Raw genomic sequence first — 13,854 nt, 5'->3', positions numbered from 1 at the left:
GAGGCGGTCACTCCTCCTCGGCCGCACCGGCCAGCGGCGCGGCCGACGAACCGGCTGGCGGGGCGTCTCGCGAGCCGTTCGGCGAGTCAGGCGAGGGGGGCACCGGCACGGCATACCTGGCCAGCAGCAGCGACAGGTCGTCGCTCTCCTTGCCCAGCCTCGCCTGGAGCAGCTCCTCGGCGATGGGCTCGGGGGCGTGGCCGTGGCTCAGAGCGGCCACGCCCACGCTGGCGACGAAGTCGGAGAGGGTGTCCAGGCCGTGCTTGCGGCTCTCGACCACCCCGTCGGTGTAGAGGACGAGCAGACTGCCGACCGGCACGCGGACCTCGGCCTCACCCCGGCCCTCGACGGGCACGCCGAGCGGGGGCGACCCGCCACCCTCGAGCGCGGTGACCTGGCCGTCGGGATCGACCAACAGCGGCGGCAGGTGCCCGGCCCGGGCGATGCGGGCCACGCCGGTGCCGAGGTCGAGCAGCACGTAGGCCATGGTCGCGATCTCGTCCGGGTCGAGGTCGAGGGTCACCCGGTCGAGGGCCTGCAGGACCACCGCCGGGGACGGGTCCACGGCCGTGACCGAACGCAACGTCGTGCGCATCTGGCCCATCAGCGCCGCGGCGCGCAGCCCCTTGCCCATGACGTCACCGACGACGAGGGCGACCAGCCCGTCGCCGACCTCAACGCAGTCGTACCAGTCGCCACCGACCTGCAGCCCGCTCTCGCCCGGGACGTAGCGCGCTGCCAGGGTCAGGTCCTGCCGCACCGGCAGCCGGGTGGGCAACAGGGATTCCTGGAGGGTGCGGGCGGCGCTGGCCTGCGCCTCGTAGGCCAGCGCCCGGGCGATCGCCTGCCCACCCTGGGCGGCCAGTCCGGCCAGCAGGTCGGTCTGCTGGCGTGGCCACTCGTGCGGCTCTGGGCCCCAGAGCAGCAGCACCCCGATCGGCTCGTCGCGTTCGCGGATCGGCAGCGCAGCCACCGAGAAGACCTGCTGCCCCAGCTCCCGAGACAGCGAGGGGAAGGATGCCTCGACGTCGCGGCGGGTGCCCAGGAGGACCGGCCGGCCGTGCTCCACCGCCAGCATGGCCGGACCGAATGGCACCCAGGACGCGTCGGCCACGCCGTCGCGCGGACGCGCCGACCCCGTGCCGCCCAGCACGCGCAACCCGCCCGCCCGGCTCGAGACGAGGACGGCGGCGTTCGGGGCACCGGAGGCACTGACGGCGTCCTCGGCGAGCACCCGGCCCACCTCGGCCGGGGTGACCGCCCTGGCCAGGTCCTGCGCACAGGACAGCAGCTGGTGGGTCAGGCGCAGCGAGCGGCGCAGCTGCCCCTCCCTGCGGACCAGCTCGCTGTCGCTGTAGGTCTCCATGTCGTGCAGCTGGGCCAGCACGCTCCACACCGCGCCGGCGGCGAGGACGGCGTAGGTCGCGACCCGCAGGGACAGGCTGGCCCACCACACCGGGGCGAACCGCTGCCCTCCGACGGCGTTGAGGACGAGGTCGTAGACCGACAGCGACAGCGCCACCCCCACCCAGCCGCGCAGGGCCTCCGGCGCGCGGCCCACCCGGTGGACCCACAGGACCGCCGCGACGGCCACGAGCCCGCCGGTGACCAGCAACAGCACCCGCAACAGCGGCAGGTAGGACCCGTCGGGCCGCAGCAGCTGCGGGAACGGCACGAGGTCGAGGGCGAAGACCACGGCGAGGACCACGCCTGCCCCGGCGGCCACGGGCCGCCACCGCGGCGGGGTCCGCAGGATGCCCAGCACCGCGCCCGCGGCGAAGCTGAGGTGGTAGGTCAGGAACAGCGCGCTGGCACTGGGGGTGCTCGTGCCCAGAGGGCCCCCGGACGGCATGACGAACGGGAAGGCCAGGGTCTGCAGCACCATCGCCAGCAGGCCGACGCCCAGCCCGGTGACGACCCAGCCGAGGGCCTCGTCGCCCTCCGCGCGGGAGCGGCGCAGCAGGATGACCGTCGCGAAGGCCGAGCACAGTGGCGTGGCGACGACGAAGGCGACGGACAGGCCCGAGGGGGGCAGCGTGTCGGTGAACAGCGCCGCGACGTAGGCCAGGCCAGCGAAGGCGGCCGTGCCCACCGCGACGACGAGGTCCAGGCGTCGCACCGGTGTCGGTGTCCGGGGCTCCAGCTCCGGGTTCGCCGCACGGGCGAAGGTCTGCGCCACGCCGACATCGTCGCAGGCAGACGCCCTTCAGCCCACCCCTTGCGGAGTCTCGCCCTGCGTCCGCGCCCGGCGTAACCTGCTGGGGTGGAGCCGCCCCGGTGGACGTCCCCCGGCTGGGACGGGCACCTCCTTCTCCTGCACCGCACCGAGCACGACCGGTCTGCGGTCCTGGCCGCGTGGGCGCGGCACGGCCTGGACCGCGGCGAGCGGGTCGTGCTCATCGAACCGGCGGGCGCGGCATACCCTGACTCGGCGACGACGGTGCTGCGGCAACATGGCACCGACCCCGGGGCCTTCCTGGCCTGCGGCCAGCTCCAGGTGCTGACGGCCGACCGGGACCTCTACTCCCTGCAGGGCCAGGTCGGCCTCGTCGAGGGCGCGTTGCGTGACGGGTTCCCCGGCGTGCGGGTGAGCGCTCGGGCGGAGGCAGCGGAGCGCCTGGTCGACGGGCAGGAGCACGCCGACCTCGAGCGGGCCATGAACCGGCTCTGCCACACCCGACCGGTCTCGGCACTGTGCCAGTACGAGGCGGACCTCGCGCCGATGATGCTGCACGCCCTGTGCGGCATGCACGCCGACGGCATCGTGGAGGCCCAGCTGCGGTGCCGGACCACCGGCGACGGGCTGTCCCTCGCGGGAGAGGTCGACGTCTCCAACCACGAGGTGCTCCGGTTCGCCCTGCGCGCTGCCACCACCACCGAGTCCCCCCAGGACCTCGTCGTCGACCTGACCGACCTCGAGTTCCTGGACGTCTGCGGCGCCCGCGCCCTCCTCAACGGCACCAGCGAGCACCGGGAGGCCGGCGGCCGGCTTCGGCTGCTCGGCCCCAACCCTGCGGTCGAGCGGCTGCTGCTGCTGCTCGGCCTCGACCGTGCACCCGGAACCATCCTGGAGCCTCGATGACCCAGCCCCTCGGCATAGACCGGGACAGCTACAGCCACGACCTGCTCGTCCATGACACCGACGAGGAGCTGGTGCGGGCCACCCAGGACTTCGTCGCGGAGGGTCTGGACTCCGGGGGCCAGGTGCTCGTGCACAGCAGCCGCGAGCGGGTGCCACTGCTGCAGGACGCGCTGCGGCCGCACCCCCGGCTGACCTGGGGTTACGACGAGGACCTCTACCAGTCCCCCACCGCGACGCTGTTCGCCTACCAGCGCCAGCTCGCCCTGGCGCCCGAGCCGACACAGGTGTGGGTGACCGGCACGGTGCCGCTGGCGCAGGGCCGCGCCGCCCAGGCCGCCTGGTCGCGGTACGAGTCCATGGTCAACGTGGCGCTCGGGAGCTTCGCCTTCCACGCGCTGTGCACGTATGACGCGCGCACCCTCCCCGGGCACGTCGTCGAGGCTGCCCGGGCGGCACACCCGCACCAGGGCGTCGGTCCGCTGCGGCAGGAGAACCCCGACTACGAGCCGCCGGGAGCGTTCCTGGCCAACCCGCTGGCGTTCACCCCCGGGGTCCCGGACACCGCGCCGACCGCGGACCTCGTCCTGCGTGACCTGCGTGAGCTGCACCTGGCCCGGAGCCTGGTCGCCCGCGAGGCCAGGGCGTCGGGGCTGCCCTCCGAGGCACGTGGCGACTTCGTCAGCGCCGCGCACGAGGTGCTGGCCAACGCGTTCCGGCACGGGGCCCCGCCCGTCAAGCTCGAGATGTGGGTCGGCCAGGGTCGCCTGACTGCCCGGGTGACCGACCGGGGGCCGGGCCTGGCGGACCCGATGTCCGGCGTCGGCTACCCCGACCGCGGTGGGTCCGTGGGCCTGTGGGCCGCCCGCCAGATGTGCGAGGAGCTCGTCATCGGCACGAGCCCCGGCGGCGGCTGCAGCGTGCTGCTGTCCACCGGTTGACCACGCACCTGGCGCCGAGGTCGACGAAACCCACACCGCCCGCGCCGGGAGGTGTGGGTTTCGTCGAGCTGTTGGCATGCCGCGGGTGTGGCCCCCGCGGGCGCCTGGGCTCACTCGCGGAACTGCGGGCCGCTGTGGCGCACGATGCGGTCCTGCTGCCGCTGAACGTCCTCGGGCACCGTGGGGGTGGTGGTGGCTGCCGGGGTCGCGGTCTCCTCGTCCTCGGGATGGTTGCCGGCACGCTCGGCGGGCTGCTCGTCGGAGTCGGTCCTGGTCGCGACGACCATGCCGGTGGCGGGGTTGACGTCCACCTCGACGGCGCTGCCGTCGGTGCGGGCGACGGTGACCGCGAAGACCATGCCGGAGCCGGTCGCCATGCGCGAGGTGAGGACGACGTGGCCGGGCACGGAGGTCAGGGCCACCTCACGTGCCTGGTCGAGGGTGACGGCGTGCGCCCGCGCCGGGTGGGCGTGACCGCCGGCGGCACCCTGGGCGGGTGCGGCCATGGTGGTGGTCTCGACCGGTGCGGCCGAGGTCGCGCTGCCCAGGGCGACGGCGGCGCCCGCGAGGGCTCCGGCCAGGGCGATGCCGAGGACGGCGGGGCGGTGACGGGTGATGGCGTTCATCGGTGTGCTTCCTTTCCTGCCGGTGACCCGGGTGGTCACCTGGTGTGGTCCAGAGGTGGCGGGCACGGCCGGGCCGTGGCTCAGCCGGCACGGGTGCCGGCGGCCGCCGGGACCCGGCCCAGGGCCTCGCGGGCCCGCGCCGGGTGGTCGGTGATGAGGGCGGCGACGCCGAGAGCCGCGACCTGGCGCAGGTCGCTGCGGCGGTTGACCGTCCACGGGGTGACGGCGACGCCGAGCCGGCGCGCGGTGGCGACGGCCGCCGGTGCGTCGAGGACCGCGGACAGGGCGGGGTGCACCTCGTCGTGGCCCGCGTCGACGGCCTGGCGCAGCAGGCTGCTCAGGGCGGTGCCCGGCCGGCCGAGCAGGGCGGTGGGCACCCGGCGCGGGCGCAGGACCGGCGCCAGCGCGGCGAGCAGGTCGCCGTCGAAGGAGGAGACGGTCACGCGCTCGGGCGCCGGGCCAAGGACCCGTGCCAGCTCGCGGCCCAGCCGGTCGGCGTAGCCGGGCAGGTCCACCGCCTTGGCCTCGACGACGACCCGACGGCCGTGGACGCCGGCCACGGCGAGCACGTCGGCGAGGGTCGCCGTGTGGTGCCCGGCCCCCAGGTCCAGGGCAAGCAGCGCCGCCGCCGGGGCCCCGGCGATGTCGACCTGCCGCCCGTCGGCTGCGGTCAGGTGCGGGTCGTGGCTGCACACCAGGACGCCGTCGGCGGTGAGGCGCACGTCGACCTCGACGCCGTCGGCGCCGAGCGCGAGCGCGGCCGCCACTGCCGCCACGGAGTTCTCCGGGCGGCGCAGGCCGGCCAGCCCGCGGTGGGCCAGGACCCGGGGCGCCACGCCTGCCGGCGTGAGCGCCGGCCGGGGGGACGCGGCTGTGGCGGGTCCGGCGCCCGTGGTGGCGGTGATCATTGTCATCGCGGCGTTCCCTCCATCGAGTCCTGGTGCTGACACCGACGACGGTGCCCGGACCGGCCCTGCCCGGGGCAGGCACCGCAGGTGTTGGCCGGCCCGCGCAAGGTGTCGGCCGAGCACCCCCTTGGGGTGGGTCCCGAAAGCGCCCGGGGAGCCCCTGCCCGGGTCGTAGACTGGACGGACGAGCGCACGCACGGAGCGGCCAATGGACGACCCAGCAGCTGGTCAGGGCCCGGCTCCCGCGCCGCCCCGGGTCGGTGTCGGCTGGACCGAAGGGCCGTTCCTCACCTACCCCGACGGCGGCGGGGAGCGGCAGTTCGTCGCGCTCGAGCCCGGGCGCACGATGACCCTGGGCCGTGGCGCCGGCTGCGACGTCCAGCTCGGCTGGGACGAGGCCGTCTCCCGGGTGCACGCCCAGCTCGAGCCGGTCGGGCGCGACTGGACGCTGGTCGACGACGGCCTGTCCCGCAACGGGACCTACCTCAACGGCGAGCGCCTCACCGGGCGCAGGCGCCTGCGCGACGGTGACACCTTCGTGCTCGGCGGCACGTCCTTCACCTACCGCTCCGGCCAGCGGGGCCGCTCGCAGGAGACCAAGGTCGCCGACGGCATCGTCACCGTGGGGTCGCTCTCGCCCACCCAGCGCCAGGTGCTCACCGCCCTGTGCCGCCCCTACCGGGACTCCTCCGGCTTCGCCACGCCCGCGTCCAACCAGCAGATCGCCGGCGAGCTCTACCTCAGCGTCGACGCGGTCAAGACCCACCTGCGCACGCTGTTCCAGAAGTTCCACATCGAGGACCTGCCGCAGAACCAGAAGCGGGCCAAGCTCGTCGAGCGGGCCATCTCCCTGGGCCTGGTCTCCCGGCGCGAGCTGTAGGGGAGGCGCGGTGGCGGGCACACGGCATACCGGACAGGCCGCGATCGAGGACCACGGCGTCATCGGGGACCTGCACACCGCGGCCCTGGTCTCCACCGACGGCGACATCGACTGGCTGTGCCTGCCCCGCTTCGACTCCCCCTCGGTGTTCGCCGCGCTGCTCGACGGCGAGCGCGGTGGCCGGTTCACGGTGCGGGCGGTGGGCGCCGCGCGGACCAAGCAGATGTACCTGCCCGACTCCAACGTGCTGCTGACCCGGTTCCTCGGGGAGCACGCCGTGCTCGAAGTGGTGGACTTCATGGTCCCCCACGCGCACGGCTCGGCCGACCACCGCAGCGCCCACCAGCTGGTCCGCAAGGTGCGCGCGGTCCGCGGCCGGGTCGAGGTCGACATCCGGTGCGAGCCGGCCTTCGACTACGGCCGGGTGCGCGGCGAGGTCGACGTGGTCGAGGGGTCCGGGGCGTTCTTCTCCTCGGCGGCGGGCCGCCTGGTGCTGCGCTCGACGGTCCCGCTGTGGGCCGACGGGGCGGCCGCGGTGGCCCGCCCGACCCTGCACGAGGGCGAGACGATCGCGCTGTCCCTGTCGCGTCAGGGCTCGCCGCGGCCGCTGGACCTGGTCGAGGTCGAGGCCCTGCTGGAGGCCACGACCTCGTTCTGGCAGGACTGGATCCGCCAGTCGCGCTACCGGGGTCGCTACCGCGAGATGGTCGAGCGCTCGGCGCTGACGCTCAAGCTGCTGGTGCACCAGCCGACGGGCGCGCTGGTTGCCGCGGCGACGACCTCGCTGCCCGAGGCGCTCGGCGGCACGCGCAACTGGGACTACCGCTACACCTGGGTGCGGGACGCCGCGTTCACCGTCTACGGGCTGATGGCGCTGGGGTTCACCGAGGAGGCGCAGGCGTTCACGACCTGGCTGGAGGCTCGCTGCCTCGACGCCCCGCCCGGGGAGAGCCTGCAGGTGCTCTACGCCGTCGACGGTGAGCCCTCACCGCCGGAGCAGGAGCTGGGACACCTCGCCGGCTACCGCGGGTCGCGCCCGGTGCGGATCGGCAACGGTGCGGCCAACCAGCGCCAGCTCGACATCCACGGCGAGCTGATGGACTCGGTCTACCTGTTCAACAAGCACGGCCAGCCCATCTCCTACACCTTGTGGGTGGCCCTGTGCCGGCAGCTGGACTGGCTGGAGAAGCACTGGGACGAGCCGGACTGCGGCGTGTGGGAGGTCCGCGGGCCCATGCGCCGGTTCACCTACTCCACGCTGATGACCTGGGTGGCCTTCGAGCGCGCCGAACGCATCGCGCGCCAACGCGGGCTGCCCGCCCCGCTGGCCCGGTGGCGCGACGCCGCCGACCGCGCCTACCTGCAGGTGCAGGAGCAGGCGTGGAACCCCAGCCTGCAGGCTTACGTGCAGTACCCGGGCAGCACCACCCTGGACGCCGGCGCGCTGGTGATGCCACTGGTGAAGTTCACCGGACCGCAGGACCCCCGCTTCCTGGCCACGCTCGACCGGATCGAGCGCGAGCTCGTCACCGACAGCCTCGTCCAGCGCTACCGCACCGACGGCAGCGACGGCTTCGAGGAGGGCGAGGGCACGTTCAACCTCTGCTCCTTCTGGTATGTCGAGGCGCTCACCCGCGCGGGCCGGCTGGAGCAGGCGCGCCAGACCTTCGAGAAGATGCTCACCTACGCCAACCACCTGGGCCTGTACGCCGAGGAGATCGGCCCGTCCGGCGAGGCACTGGGCAACGTCCCGCAGGCGTTCACCCACCTGGCCCTCATCAGTGCCGCGGTCAACCTCGACCGCGCCCTGGCACCGGAGCGACGATGAGCAGCACCGTGGCCCGCGCCCTGGGTGAGGGGTCGCGGGTGGTGGTGCACCCCGGCTCCGGCGTCGTGCACCGCAGCGGCGACGCGCTGCTCGTGATGCCGACAGTCGAGGGTGGCCAGGTCGACGTCGCCACCGACCTGCTCGCCGCCTGCGCGGTGGCGTCCGACCCCACCGGCCGGCGGCGGGCACGGCGGGTCGCGGCGCTGCTGGGGGCCGTCGAGGACCCCGACGCGGTGCCGGGGTTCGTGCTGCTGCTGGACACCGAGGCCGGACCGGTGCTGCTCGCCTCCGGGGACACCGACGCGCTCGTCCGCGGGGAGCACGAGCAGCGGGTCAGCGGTCGGGACTCGCTGGCGTGGGTGGAGCACCGGGTCGACCCCGGCTTCACCGCGATTCTGCTCGGTGGTGTCGCGGAGTCCGGGGCCGTGGCCGAGGCTCCCGTGCTGCCGCTGGACCTGGCCGGGGGCACGGTGCCCGGCGCCGGCGCCACCGTGCTCGCGCCGCAGGCCGGCCTGGGAGCCGGCCGGCCCGGCCCGGTCACGGCCCGGGAGAAGCCGGCCCCCGAGAAGGCGCCCCCGGAAGAGGCGTTCCCCGAACAGGCGCCTCCCGAGGAGACTGCCGCCGGGGCCGGCGCTCCCGAGAAGACCGCGGTCCAGCCACCCGCTGCGGCCGGTGCGGCAACACCGGAGGCGGTGGCCCCGGAGCCCGTCGCCGCCGAGGAACCTGTCACCGGGCCGCTCGGCGGGTCGGTCGGCGACGGAGCCGGCCGGCGTGAGCCCGTGGCCGCGCAGTTCACCGTGATGCGCCCGGTCACCCGCGTCCGCAATGTCGCGCTCGGCGCCGCCCCGACACCCGCCCGCGCGCCCCTGCCCGTCGCCGGGGCAGCCGCCGACCGCACCGAGGCGCCCACGGTGGACCGCGACGTCGTGGTCGAGGGCCTGCCGTGCCCGCAGGGCCACCTCAACGACCCCCGGGCCAGCGCCTGCTCCCTGTGCGGGACCGACCTCGACCCGAAGGCCAGTCCCGTCCGGGCCACGCGACCACCCCTGGGAGTGCTCGTCACCGACGACGGCTCGGTCTTCCTGCTCACCTCCGACGTCGTCGTGGGGCGCGAACCGGCCGGGTCCGAGGAGGTCCGGTCCGGACTGGCCCAGCCGCTGCAGCTGCGCGACGAGGGGCACAGCGTCTCCCGCGTCCACGCCAGGGTGCACCTCGACGGGTGGGACGTCACCGTGGTCGACTCGGGGTCCGCCAACGGCACTTACCTCAGCCGGACCGGTTCGGCCGGCCCCTGGGAGCCGGTGCAGGAGCCGACGCCGTTGGTGGCCGGTGACCGGCTGCGGCTGGGCAAGCGGCAGCTGATGTACGACCGCCACCCCGCCGGCCCGGGGCGGTGAGCCGGTGGACGGGATCGCCGACTACGGCTTCCTGCGCGAGGTCGGCCGCGGCCCGCAGGGGCGGGTCTACCTCGCGCGCCGGCCGGAGCGGCTCGGGCCCGGCGACGAGTGGGTCGCCGTCAAGGTCCTCGACGCCACCGCCTCCGAGGAGACCTTCGAGGTGGTCGCCGCCGAGCTGCAGTGCTTCGCCGCGGTCGACGGCGAGGACCTGGTCGCGTTGCACGAGGCCGGGCTCGTCGGGCCCCGGGTGTACTACGTGCTGGCCCACCACCCGATGGGGTCCCTGGAGCACCCGGCCCACCCGCTGAACCGGCAGGCCCGGCTGGAGGCCGTCGCCCGGGCCGCCCGCGCCGCGCATCGGCTGCACGAGGCGGGGATCGTCCACCGGGCGATCAAGCCGGCCAACGTCCTGCTGGCCGGGACCGGCGCCGTGCTCGCCGAGCCCGGCGTCGCCCACCTCCTCCAGCCCGGGATCACCACCACCGGGACCCACCCGCTCGGTGGCTCGACCACGCTCGAGCTCACCGACCCGGCCGTGGTGCGCGGCGCCCCGGCGGGCCGGGCCAGCGACATCTGGGCGCTCGGGGTGACCCTGCACCTGGCGCTGACGGGCACCGGGCTCTTCCCCTCGATGATGTCCGCCGACCCCATGGTCGCGGTGCGGATGTACCTGCGCAGCACCCCCGAGCCGGACCCCGACCTCGGGGCGGCCGAACGGGCGGTGGTGCTGCGAGCCCTGCAGCCCGACCCGGCCGCGCGCTACCGCACCGCGGCCGACCTCGCGGACGCGCTGGACCAGCTCGCCCCCGCGGCGGGCGGGCACGTGCACTGACGGGCACGGCATACCCACCCAGGGTGGTGCCGACCCACACCTGCCGGGCGCGGCGACCAGCCCTGGGGTCGCTACCCGCCCCTGCCCCGCGAGCCGAGAGTGGTGCTCAGGTCGACACCGGGTCGACAGGATCGGAGCAGCAGCAGATGTCACACCTCGAGCGGCACCAGGACCAGCGGCACTCGTCGCGGGCGATGCGCACCATCTCGGCGTCGACCAAGTCGGCCCCGACCCGCGTGTGCTTCATCGTCGAGGGCAAGTACGAGAACGACGTCATGCCCGGCGCGGTGGCCGACGTGCTCACCGGCTGGGGCCACGAGGTCGACGTCCTGCGCCCCCTGAGTGGGGCGACCGACGTCGACGACCTCGACCCGTTCAACGGCCCCCGCTACGACGCCTACGTCCTCAAGACCGTCTCCGGCGGCCCCGGGCTGAGCATCCTCGAGGCGGCCGCGGCCACCGGCGCCGCCACGGTCAACGACGCCCGCGCCATCCGTCTGGCCCGCGACAAGGCCGTCGCGGCCAGCCGGGTCCGGGCCGCCGGGCTGCCGTTCCCGCGCACCTGGTTCGCCGCCCGCAGCGCCCTGCTGGAGGGCCTGCCGCGCGAGGCATACCCCCTGGTGGTCAAGCCCAACAACGGCAGCTCCTGCGAGCAGGTGCTGCGGGTGGACCGGCCCGAGGACCTGGCCGCGCTGGACATCGACGACTCCGGCTACCTGCTGGCCCAGCCGTACCTGCCCAACCCCGGCTACGACGTCAAGCTCTACAACACCGGCGACGACGTCTTCGCCACGGTCAAGCGCTCCCCGCTGCACCCCGGCGCCCCCGTCGTCGAGGAGCTCATCCCGACCAGCCCCGAGCTCAAGGCCCTGGCCCTGGCCGTCGGCCGCGCGTTCGGCCTCGACATCTACGGCATCGACGTCATCGACACCCCGCAGGGCTGGATGGTCCTGGACGTCAACGACTTCCCGAGCTTCGGCAACGTCCCGCACGCCGCCGAGCGCCTCGCCCGCACGGTGCTGCGCCTGGCCCGCCAGGCCGTCGCCCGTCGCGTCACCGCCGAGACCCGCACCCTGCACGTCCTGCCCGCCCTGGAGGCATCCGCATGAACATCACCCTGATCGCCGAGCCGTCGTCCAACCCCGTGCTGGACACCGCACTGGACCTGCTGCGCGAGCGCCACACGGTGGCCGTGCTGGACCCGAAGTCCTTGTCCCCGTGGGGGTTCCGCCCGGAGCCGTCCGGGCGTAGGGATGGAGACATGGTCCTGCTCAAGTCGCGCACCGCCGAGGCCCGCAGCTGGGCCCACCACGCCGAGCGTGCGGGGGCGGTCGTCGTGAACACGCCCACCGCCACCGACACGGCCCTGGACCGGCAGCTCTCCGCCGAGCTGCTGGAGGCCGCCGGGGTGCCGACACCGCGGACGCTGGCGTTCGCGTCGCTGGCCGAGCTGGCCCGCGAGGCCTACCGGCCCGGCGCCGCGCCGCTGCCGTGGCCGCTGGTCGTCAAGAGCCGCACCAGCCGTCGCGGAGACCTGGTCCGCCTCGTGGTGGGCCGGCACGAGCTGGCCGAGCTGCTGCCGGAGTGGGGCCGGGAGCCGGTGATCGCCCAGCGGTTCCTGCCCAACGACGGCTTCGACCTCAAGTTCTGGGTGGTCGGCGAGCACGTGTCCGTCGCCCGCCGCCCGGCGGCCCTGGAGGTGCGCCGCAAGGACGCCGACGTCGAGCTCGACCCCTCCTCGCTGCCCGAGGGCCTGGTCGACATCGCCCGCCGGGCCGGGCACGCGATCGGCCTGGACCTGTTCGGCGCCGACATCGTGCTCAGCGAAGGACGCCCCGTGGTGATCGACGTCAACGCCTTCCCCGGCTTCCGCGGCGCCTCGGACGCCGCGTCGCACCTGGCCGGCTTCGTCGAGCACGCCTGGCAGCGGCGGGCGGTGGCGTCATGAGCACCACGTGGCTGACCCCGGAGGGCGTCACCTCCACCCTCGCGGGCGTCCTCGACGCCCACGACGACCACCAGGGAGCGCTGCACCTGACCTACCTGCGGCGCAAGCCGGGGCGCGGCATGGTCGCGGTCTACGGCCAGCCCTCGGACCCGGAGCACCTGTTCACGCTCACGGTCGAGGAGCAGGCGATGGCCACGGCCGGGGAGGCACCCCAGCCCTCGGCGTGGCTGGGCCGGTGGCCGGGCATGCTGGAGGTCGCAGGACGCGGGCTGACGCTGCAGTCGTTCCCGCACGACGTGGGCCTGCCCGCCCTCGCCGCCGCGATGACCCCGATGCAGACCCCGGCTCTGCGGAACGCGCTCGAGCAGGCCGTGCGGCACACCCTGCCGGCCGGGGAGCCGTGGCGGCTGGAGGACGTGGAGGCCACTGCGCTGCGCTACAAGCCGGGCGACCGGTGCGTGGTCCGCTACCGGCTGCGCCTCGGCGCGACCGAGCCCGCCTCGCAGCGGGTCGAGCACGTGACCCGCAGCGTGGTCGGCAAGGTCTACCGCGACGTCGCCCAGGCCCGCGAGGCCGCCGCCCTGCTGGAACGCCTTGCCGCGTCGCCGCAGTCACCGCGCTGGAGCCCGGACTCCCTCGGTGTCGTCGAGCCCCTCCCGCTCGCCCTGAGCGAGGACCTGGGGGGCCCGCGTGACACCCCGCCGACCGTGCCCGGCACCGCCGTCATCCGCCCCGCGGACCCCCACGCGCAGGACGCCGTGGTCGCCGCGGCCGGGGCACTGGCCGACCTGCACACGGGCACGGCCGCGGCGCCCGACACCCCGACCCGCACCGGGGCCGACGAGGCGGCCAGGGCGGCCAAGCGCGCGAGCGTCCTCACGGCATACGTGCCTGCCCTGGCCGGCACGGTGGCGGTCGCGGCGGACACCCTGAGCACCCACCTGCTGGCGGCGTCACCGGACACGCTGGTGCCGGCGCACGGCAGCTACAAGCCCAGCCAGCTGCTGGTGCGCGACGGCGCGGTGAAGCTCGTCGACTTCGACCAGTTCTGCCTGGCCGACCCGGCGCTGGACGTCGGCTACTTCCTGGCCTACCTGCGCCCGCCTGGCCTGTGGTACCACCGCGCCGGCACCCGGGAGTGGTTCGAGCAGGCCGCGGCGACGTTCACCCGCGCCTACGACGCGGCGCTGGCCGAGCACGGCTGGTCGGCCGCCTCCCGCACGGGCGTCCAGGCCAGGGCGCACGTCTACGAGGCCGCGCTGCTGCTCAAGATCGCGGCGCGCCGACCCAACCGGCTGCACAGCCCCCGGGTGGGTGAGGTCGACGCCGTGATGCAGGAGGTGCACGCCTGCCTCGCCGCCGCGGACGCGGCGCTCGGCAGCTGACCGGTATGCCGGGTGGCCGGCGTCCCGGTT

The 13,854-nt window shown here is 75.1% G+C and carries 12 protein-coding genes; 9 read left to right on the top strand and 3 right to left on the bottom strand.

The window, feature by feature from the left end; all coding sequences use genetic code 11:
* Positions 1-7: 7 nt before the first annotated feature.
* Complete coding sequence (locus ACXVGS_RS00165; protein WP_458536496.1) at positions 8-2,179, bottom strand: SpoIIE family protein phosphatase; 2,172 nt, start codon at positions 2,177-2,179, stop codon at positions 8-10.
* Positions 2,180-2,263: 84 nt separating this feature from the next.
* Between ACXVGS_RS00165 and ACXVGS_RS00160 the strand changes: the two genes are divergently transcribed.
* Entirely contained in the window at positions 2,264-3,082 is an 819-nt protein-coding gene (locus tag ACXVGS_RS00160) for an anti-sigma factor antagonist (RefSeq protein ID WP_458527903.1), read from the top strand.
* The gene (locus tag ACXVGS_RS00155; RefSeq protein ID WP_458527904.1) at positions 3,079-4,020 is read left to right on the top strand and encodes an MEDS domain-containing protein; all 942 of its coding nucleotides are present in this window, start codon (positions 3,079-3,081) and stop codon (positions 4,018-4,020) included. The genes ACXVGS_RS00160 and ACXVGS_RS00155 overlap by 4 nt, the downstream gene beginning before the upstream one ends.
* A gap of 110 nt (positions 4,021-4,130) precedes the next feature.
* Here the strand turns inward: ACXVGS_RS00155 and ACXVGS_RS00150 are convergent, their stop codons facing one another.
* Positions 4,131-4,646 (bottom strand): hypothetical protein, encoded by a 516-nt coding sequence (locus ACXVGS_RS00150; RefSeq protein ID WP_458527905.1) that lies wholly within the window; start codon positions 4,644-4,646, stop codon positions 4,131-4,133.
* An 80-nt stretch (positions 4,647-4,726) separates the two neighbouring features.
* Positions 4,727-5,560: a glycerophosphodiester phosphodiesterase gene (locus ACXVGS_RS00145; protein WP_458536495.1), complete on the bottom strand. Its 834-nt coding sequence runs from the start codon at positions 5,558-5,560 to the stop codon at positions 4,727-4,729.
* A gap of 202 nt (positions 5,561-5,762) precedes the next feature.
* Between ACXVGS_RS00145 and ACXVGS_RS00140 the strand changes: the two genes are divergently transcribed.
* The 7 genes from ACXVGS_RS00140 to ACXVGS_RS00110 all read left to right on the top strand — a co-directional run bounded on the left by ACXVGS_RS00140 (position 5,763) and on the right by ACXVGS_RS00110 (position 13,824).
* On the top strand, positions 5,763-6,434 hold the full coding sequence (locus tag ACXVGS_RS00140) for an FHA domain-containing protein (RefSeq protein WP_458527907.1): 672 nt from the start codon (positions 5,763-5,765) through the stop codon (positions 6,432-6,434).
* Positions 6,435-6,444: 10 nt separating this feature from the next.
* A complete protein-coding gene (locus ACXVGS_RS00135; RefSeq protein WP_458536494.1) occupies positions 6,445-8,262 on the top strand; it encodes a glycoside hydrolase family 15 protein in 1,818 nt (605 codons plus the stop codon).
* The gene (locus tag ACXVGS_RS00130; RefSeq protein WP_458527909.1) at positions 8,259-9,659 is read left to right on the top strand and encodes an FHA domain-containing protein; all 1,401 of its coding nucleotides are present in this window, start codon (positions 8,259-8,261) and stop codon (positions 9,657-9,659) included. The genes ACXVGS_RS00135 and ACXVGS_RS00130 overlap by 4 nt, the downstream gene beginning before the upstream one ends.
* A 4-nt stretch (positions 9,660-9,663) precedes the next feature.
* Positions 9,664-10,491, top strand: a complete 828-nt coding sequence (locus ACXVGS_RS00125) for a protein kinase domain-containing protein (protein WP_458531277.1) — start codon at positions 9,664-9,666, stop codon at positions 10,489-10,491.
* 146 nt (positions 10,492-10,637) lie between these two features.
* On the top strand, positions 10,638-11,600 hold the full coding sequence (locus tag ACXVGS_RS00120; RefSeq protein WP_458527911.1) for an ATP-grasp domain-containing protein: 963 nt from the start codon (positions 10,638-10,640) through the stop codon (positions 11,598-11,600).
* Positions 11,597-12,439: an ATP-grasp domain-containing protein gene (locus tag ACXVGS_RS00115; protein ID WP_458527912.1), complete on the top strand. Its 843-nt coding sequence runs from the start codon at positions 11,597-11,599 to the stop codon at positions 12,437-12,439. Before ACXVGS_RS00120 ends, ACXVGS_RS00115 begins: the two co-directional genes overlap by 4 nt.
* A complete protein-coding gene (locus ACXVGS_RS00110) occupies positions 12,436-13,824 on the top strand; it encodes a phosphotransferase (protein WP_458527913.1) in 1,389 nt (462 codons plus the stop codon). Before ACXVGS_RS00115 ends, ACXVGS_RS00110 begins: the two co-directional genes overlap by 4 nt.
* Positions 13,825-13,854: the final 30 nt, after the last annotated feature.

The sequence above is a fragment of the Oryzihumus sp. genome, assembly GCF_054325275.1.
The sequence above is the reverse complement of the archived record's forward strand: the minus strand, read 5'-3'. Positions and strand labels throughout refer to the sequence as shown.

Bases quoted from the DNA above. Each gene is read 5' to 3' on its own strand.
- ACXVGS_RS00120 (WP_458527911.1), top strand. From the start codon at position 10,638: ATGTCACACCTCGAGCGGCACCAGGACCAGCGGCACTCGTCGCGGGCG.
- ACXVGS_RS00110 (WP_458527913.1), top strand. From the start codon at position 12,436: ATGAGCACCACGTGGCTGACCCCGGAGGGCGTCACCTCCACCCTCGCG.
- ACXVGS_RS00145 (WP_458536495.1), bottom strand. From the start codon at position 5,560: ATGACAATGATCACCGCCACCACGGGCGCCGGACCCGCCACAGCCGCG.
- ACXVGS_RS00115 (WP_458527912.1), top strand. From the start codon at position 11,597: ATGAACATCACCCTGATCGCCGAGCCGTCGTCCAACCCCGTGCTGGAC.
- ACXVGS_RS00130 (WP_458527909.1), top strand. From the start codon at position 8,259: ATGAGCAGCACCGTGGCCCGCGCCCTGGGTGAGGGGTCGCGGGTGGTG.
- ACXVGS_RS00155 (WP_458527904.1), top strand. From the start codon at position 3,079: ATGACCCAGCCCCTCGGCATAGACCGGGACAGCTACAGCCACGACCTG.
- ACXVGS_RS00140 (WP_458527907.1), top strand. From the start codon at position 5,763: ATGGACGACCCAGCAGCTGGTCAGGGCCCGGCTCCCGCGCCGCCCCGG.
- ACXVGS_RS00150 (WP_458527905.1), bottom strand. From the start codon at position 4,646: ATGAACGCCATCACCCGTCACCGCCCCGCCGTCCTCGGCATCGCCCTG.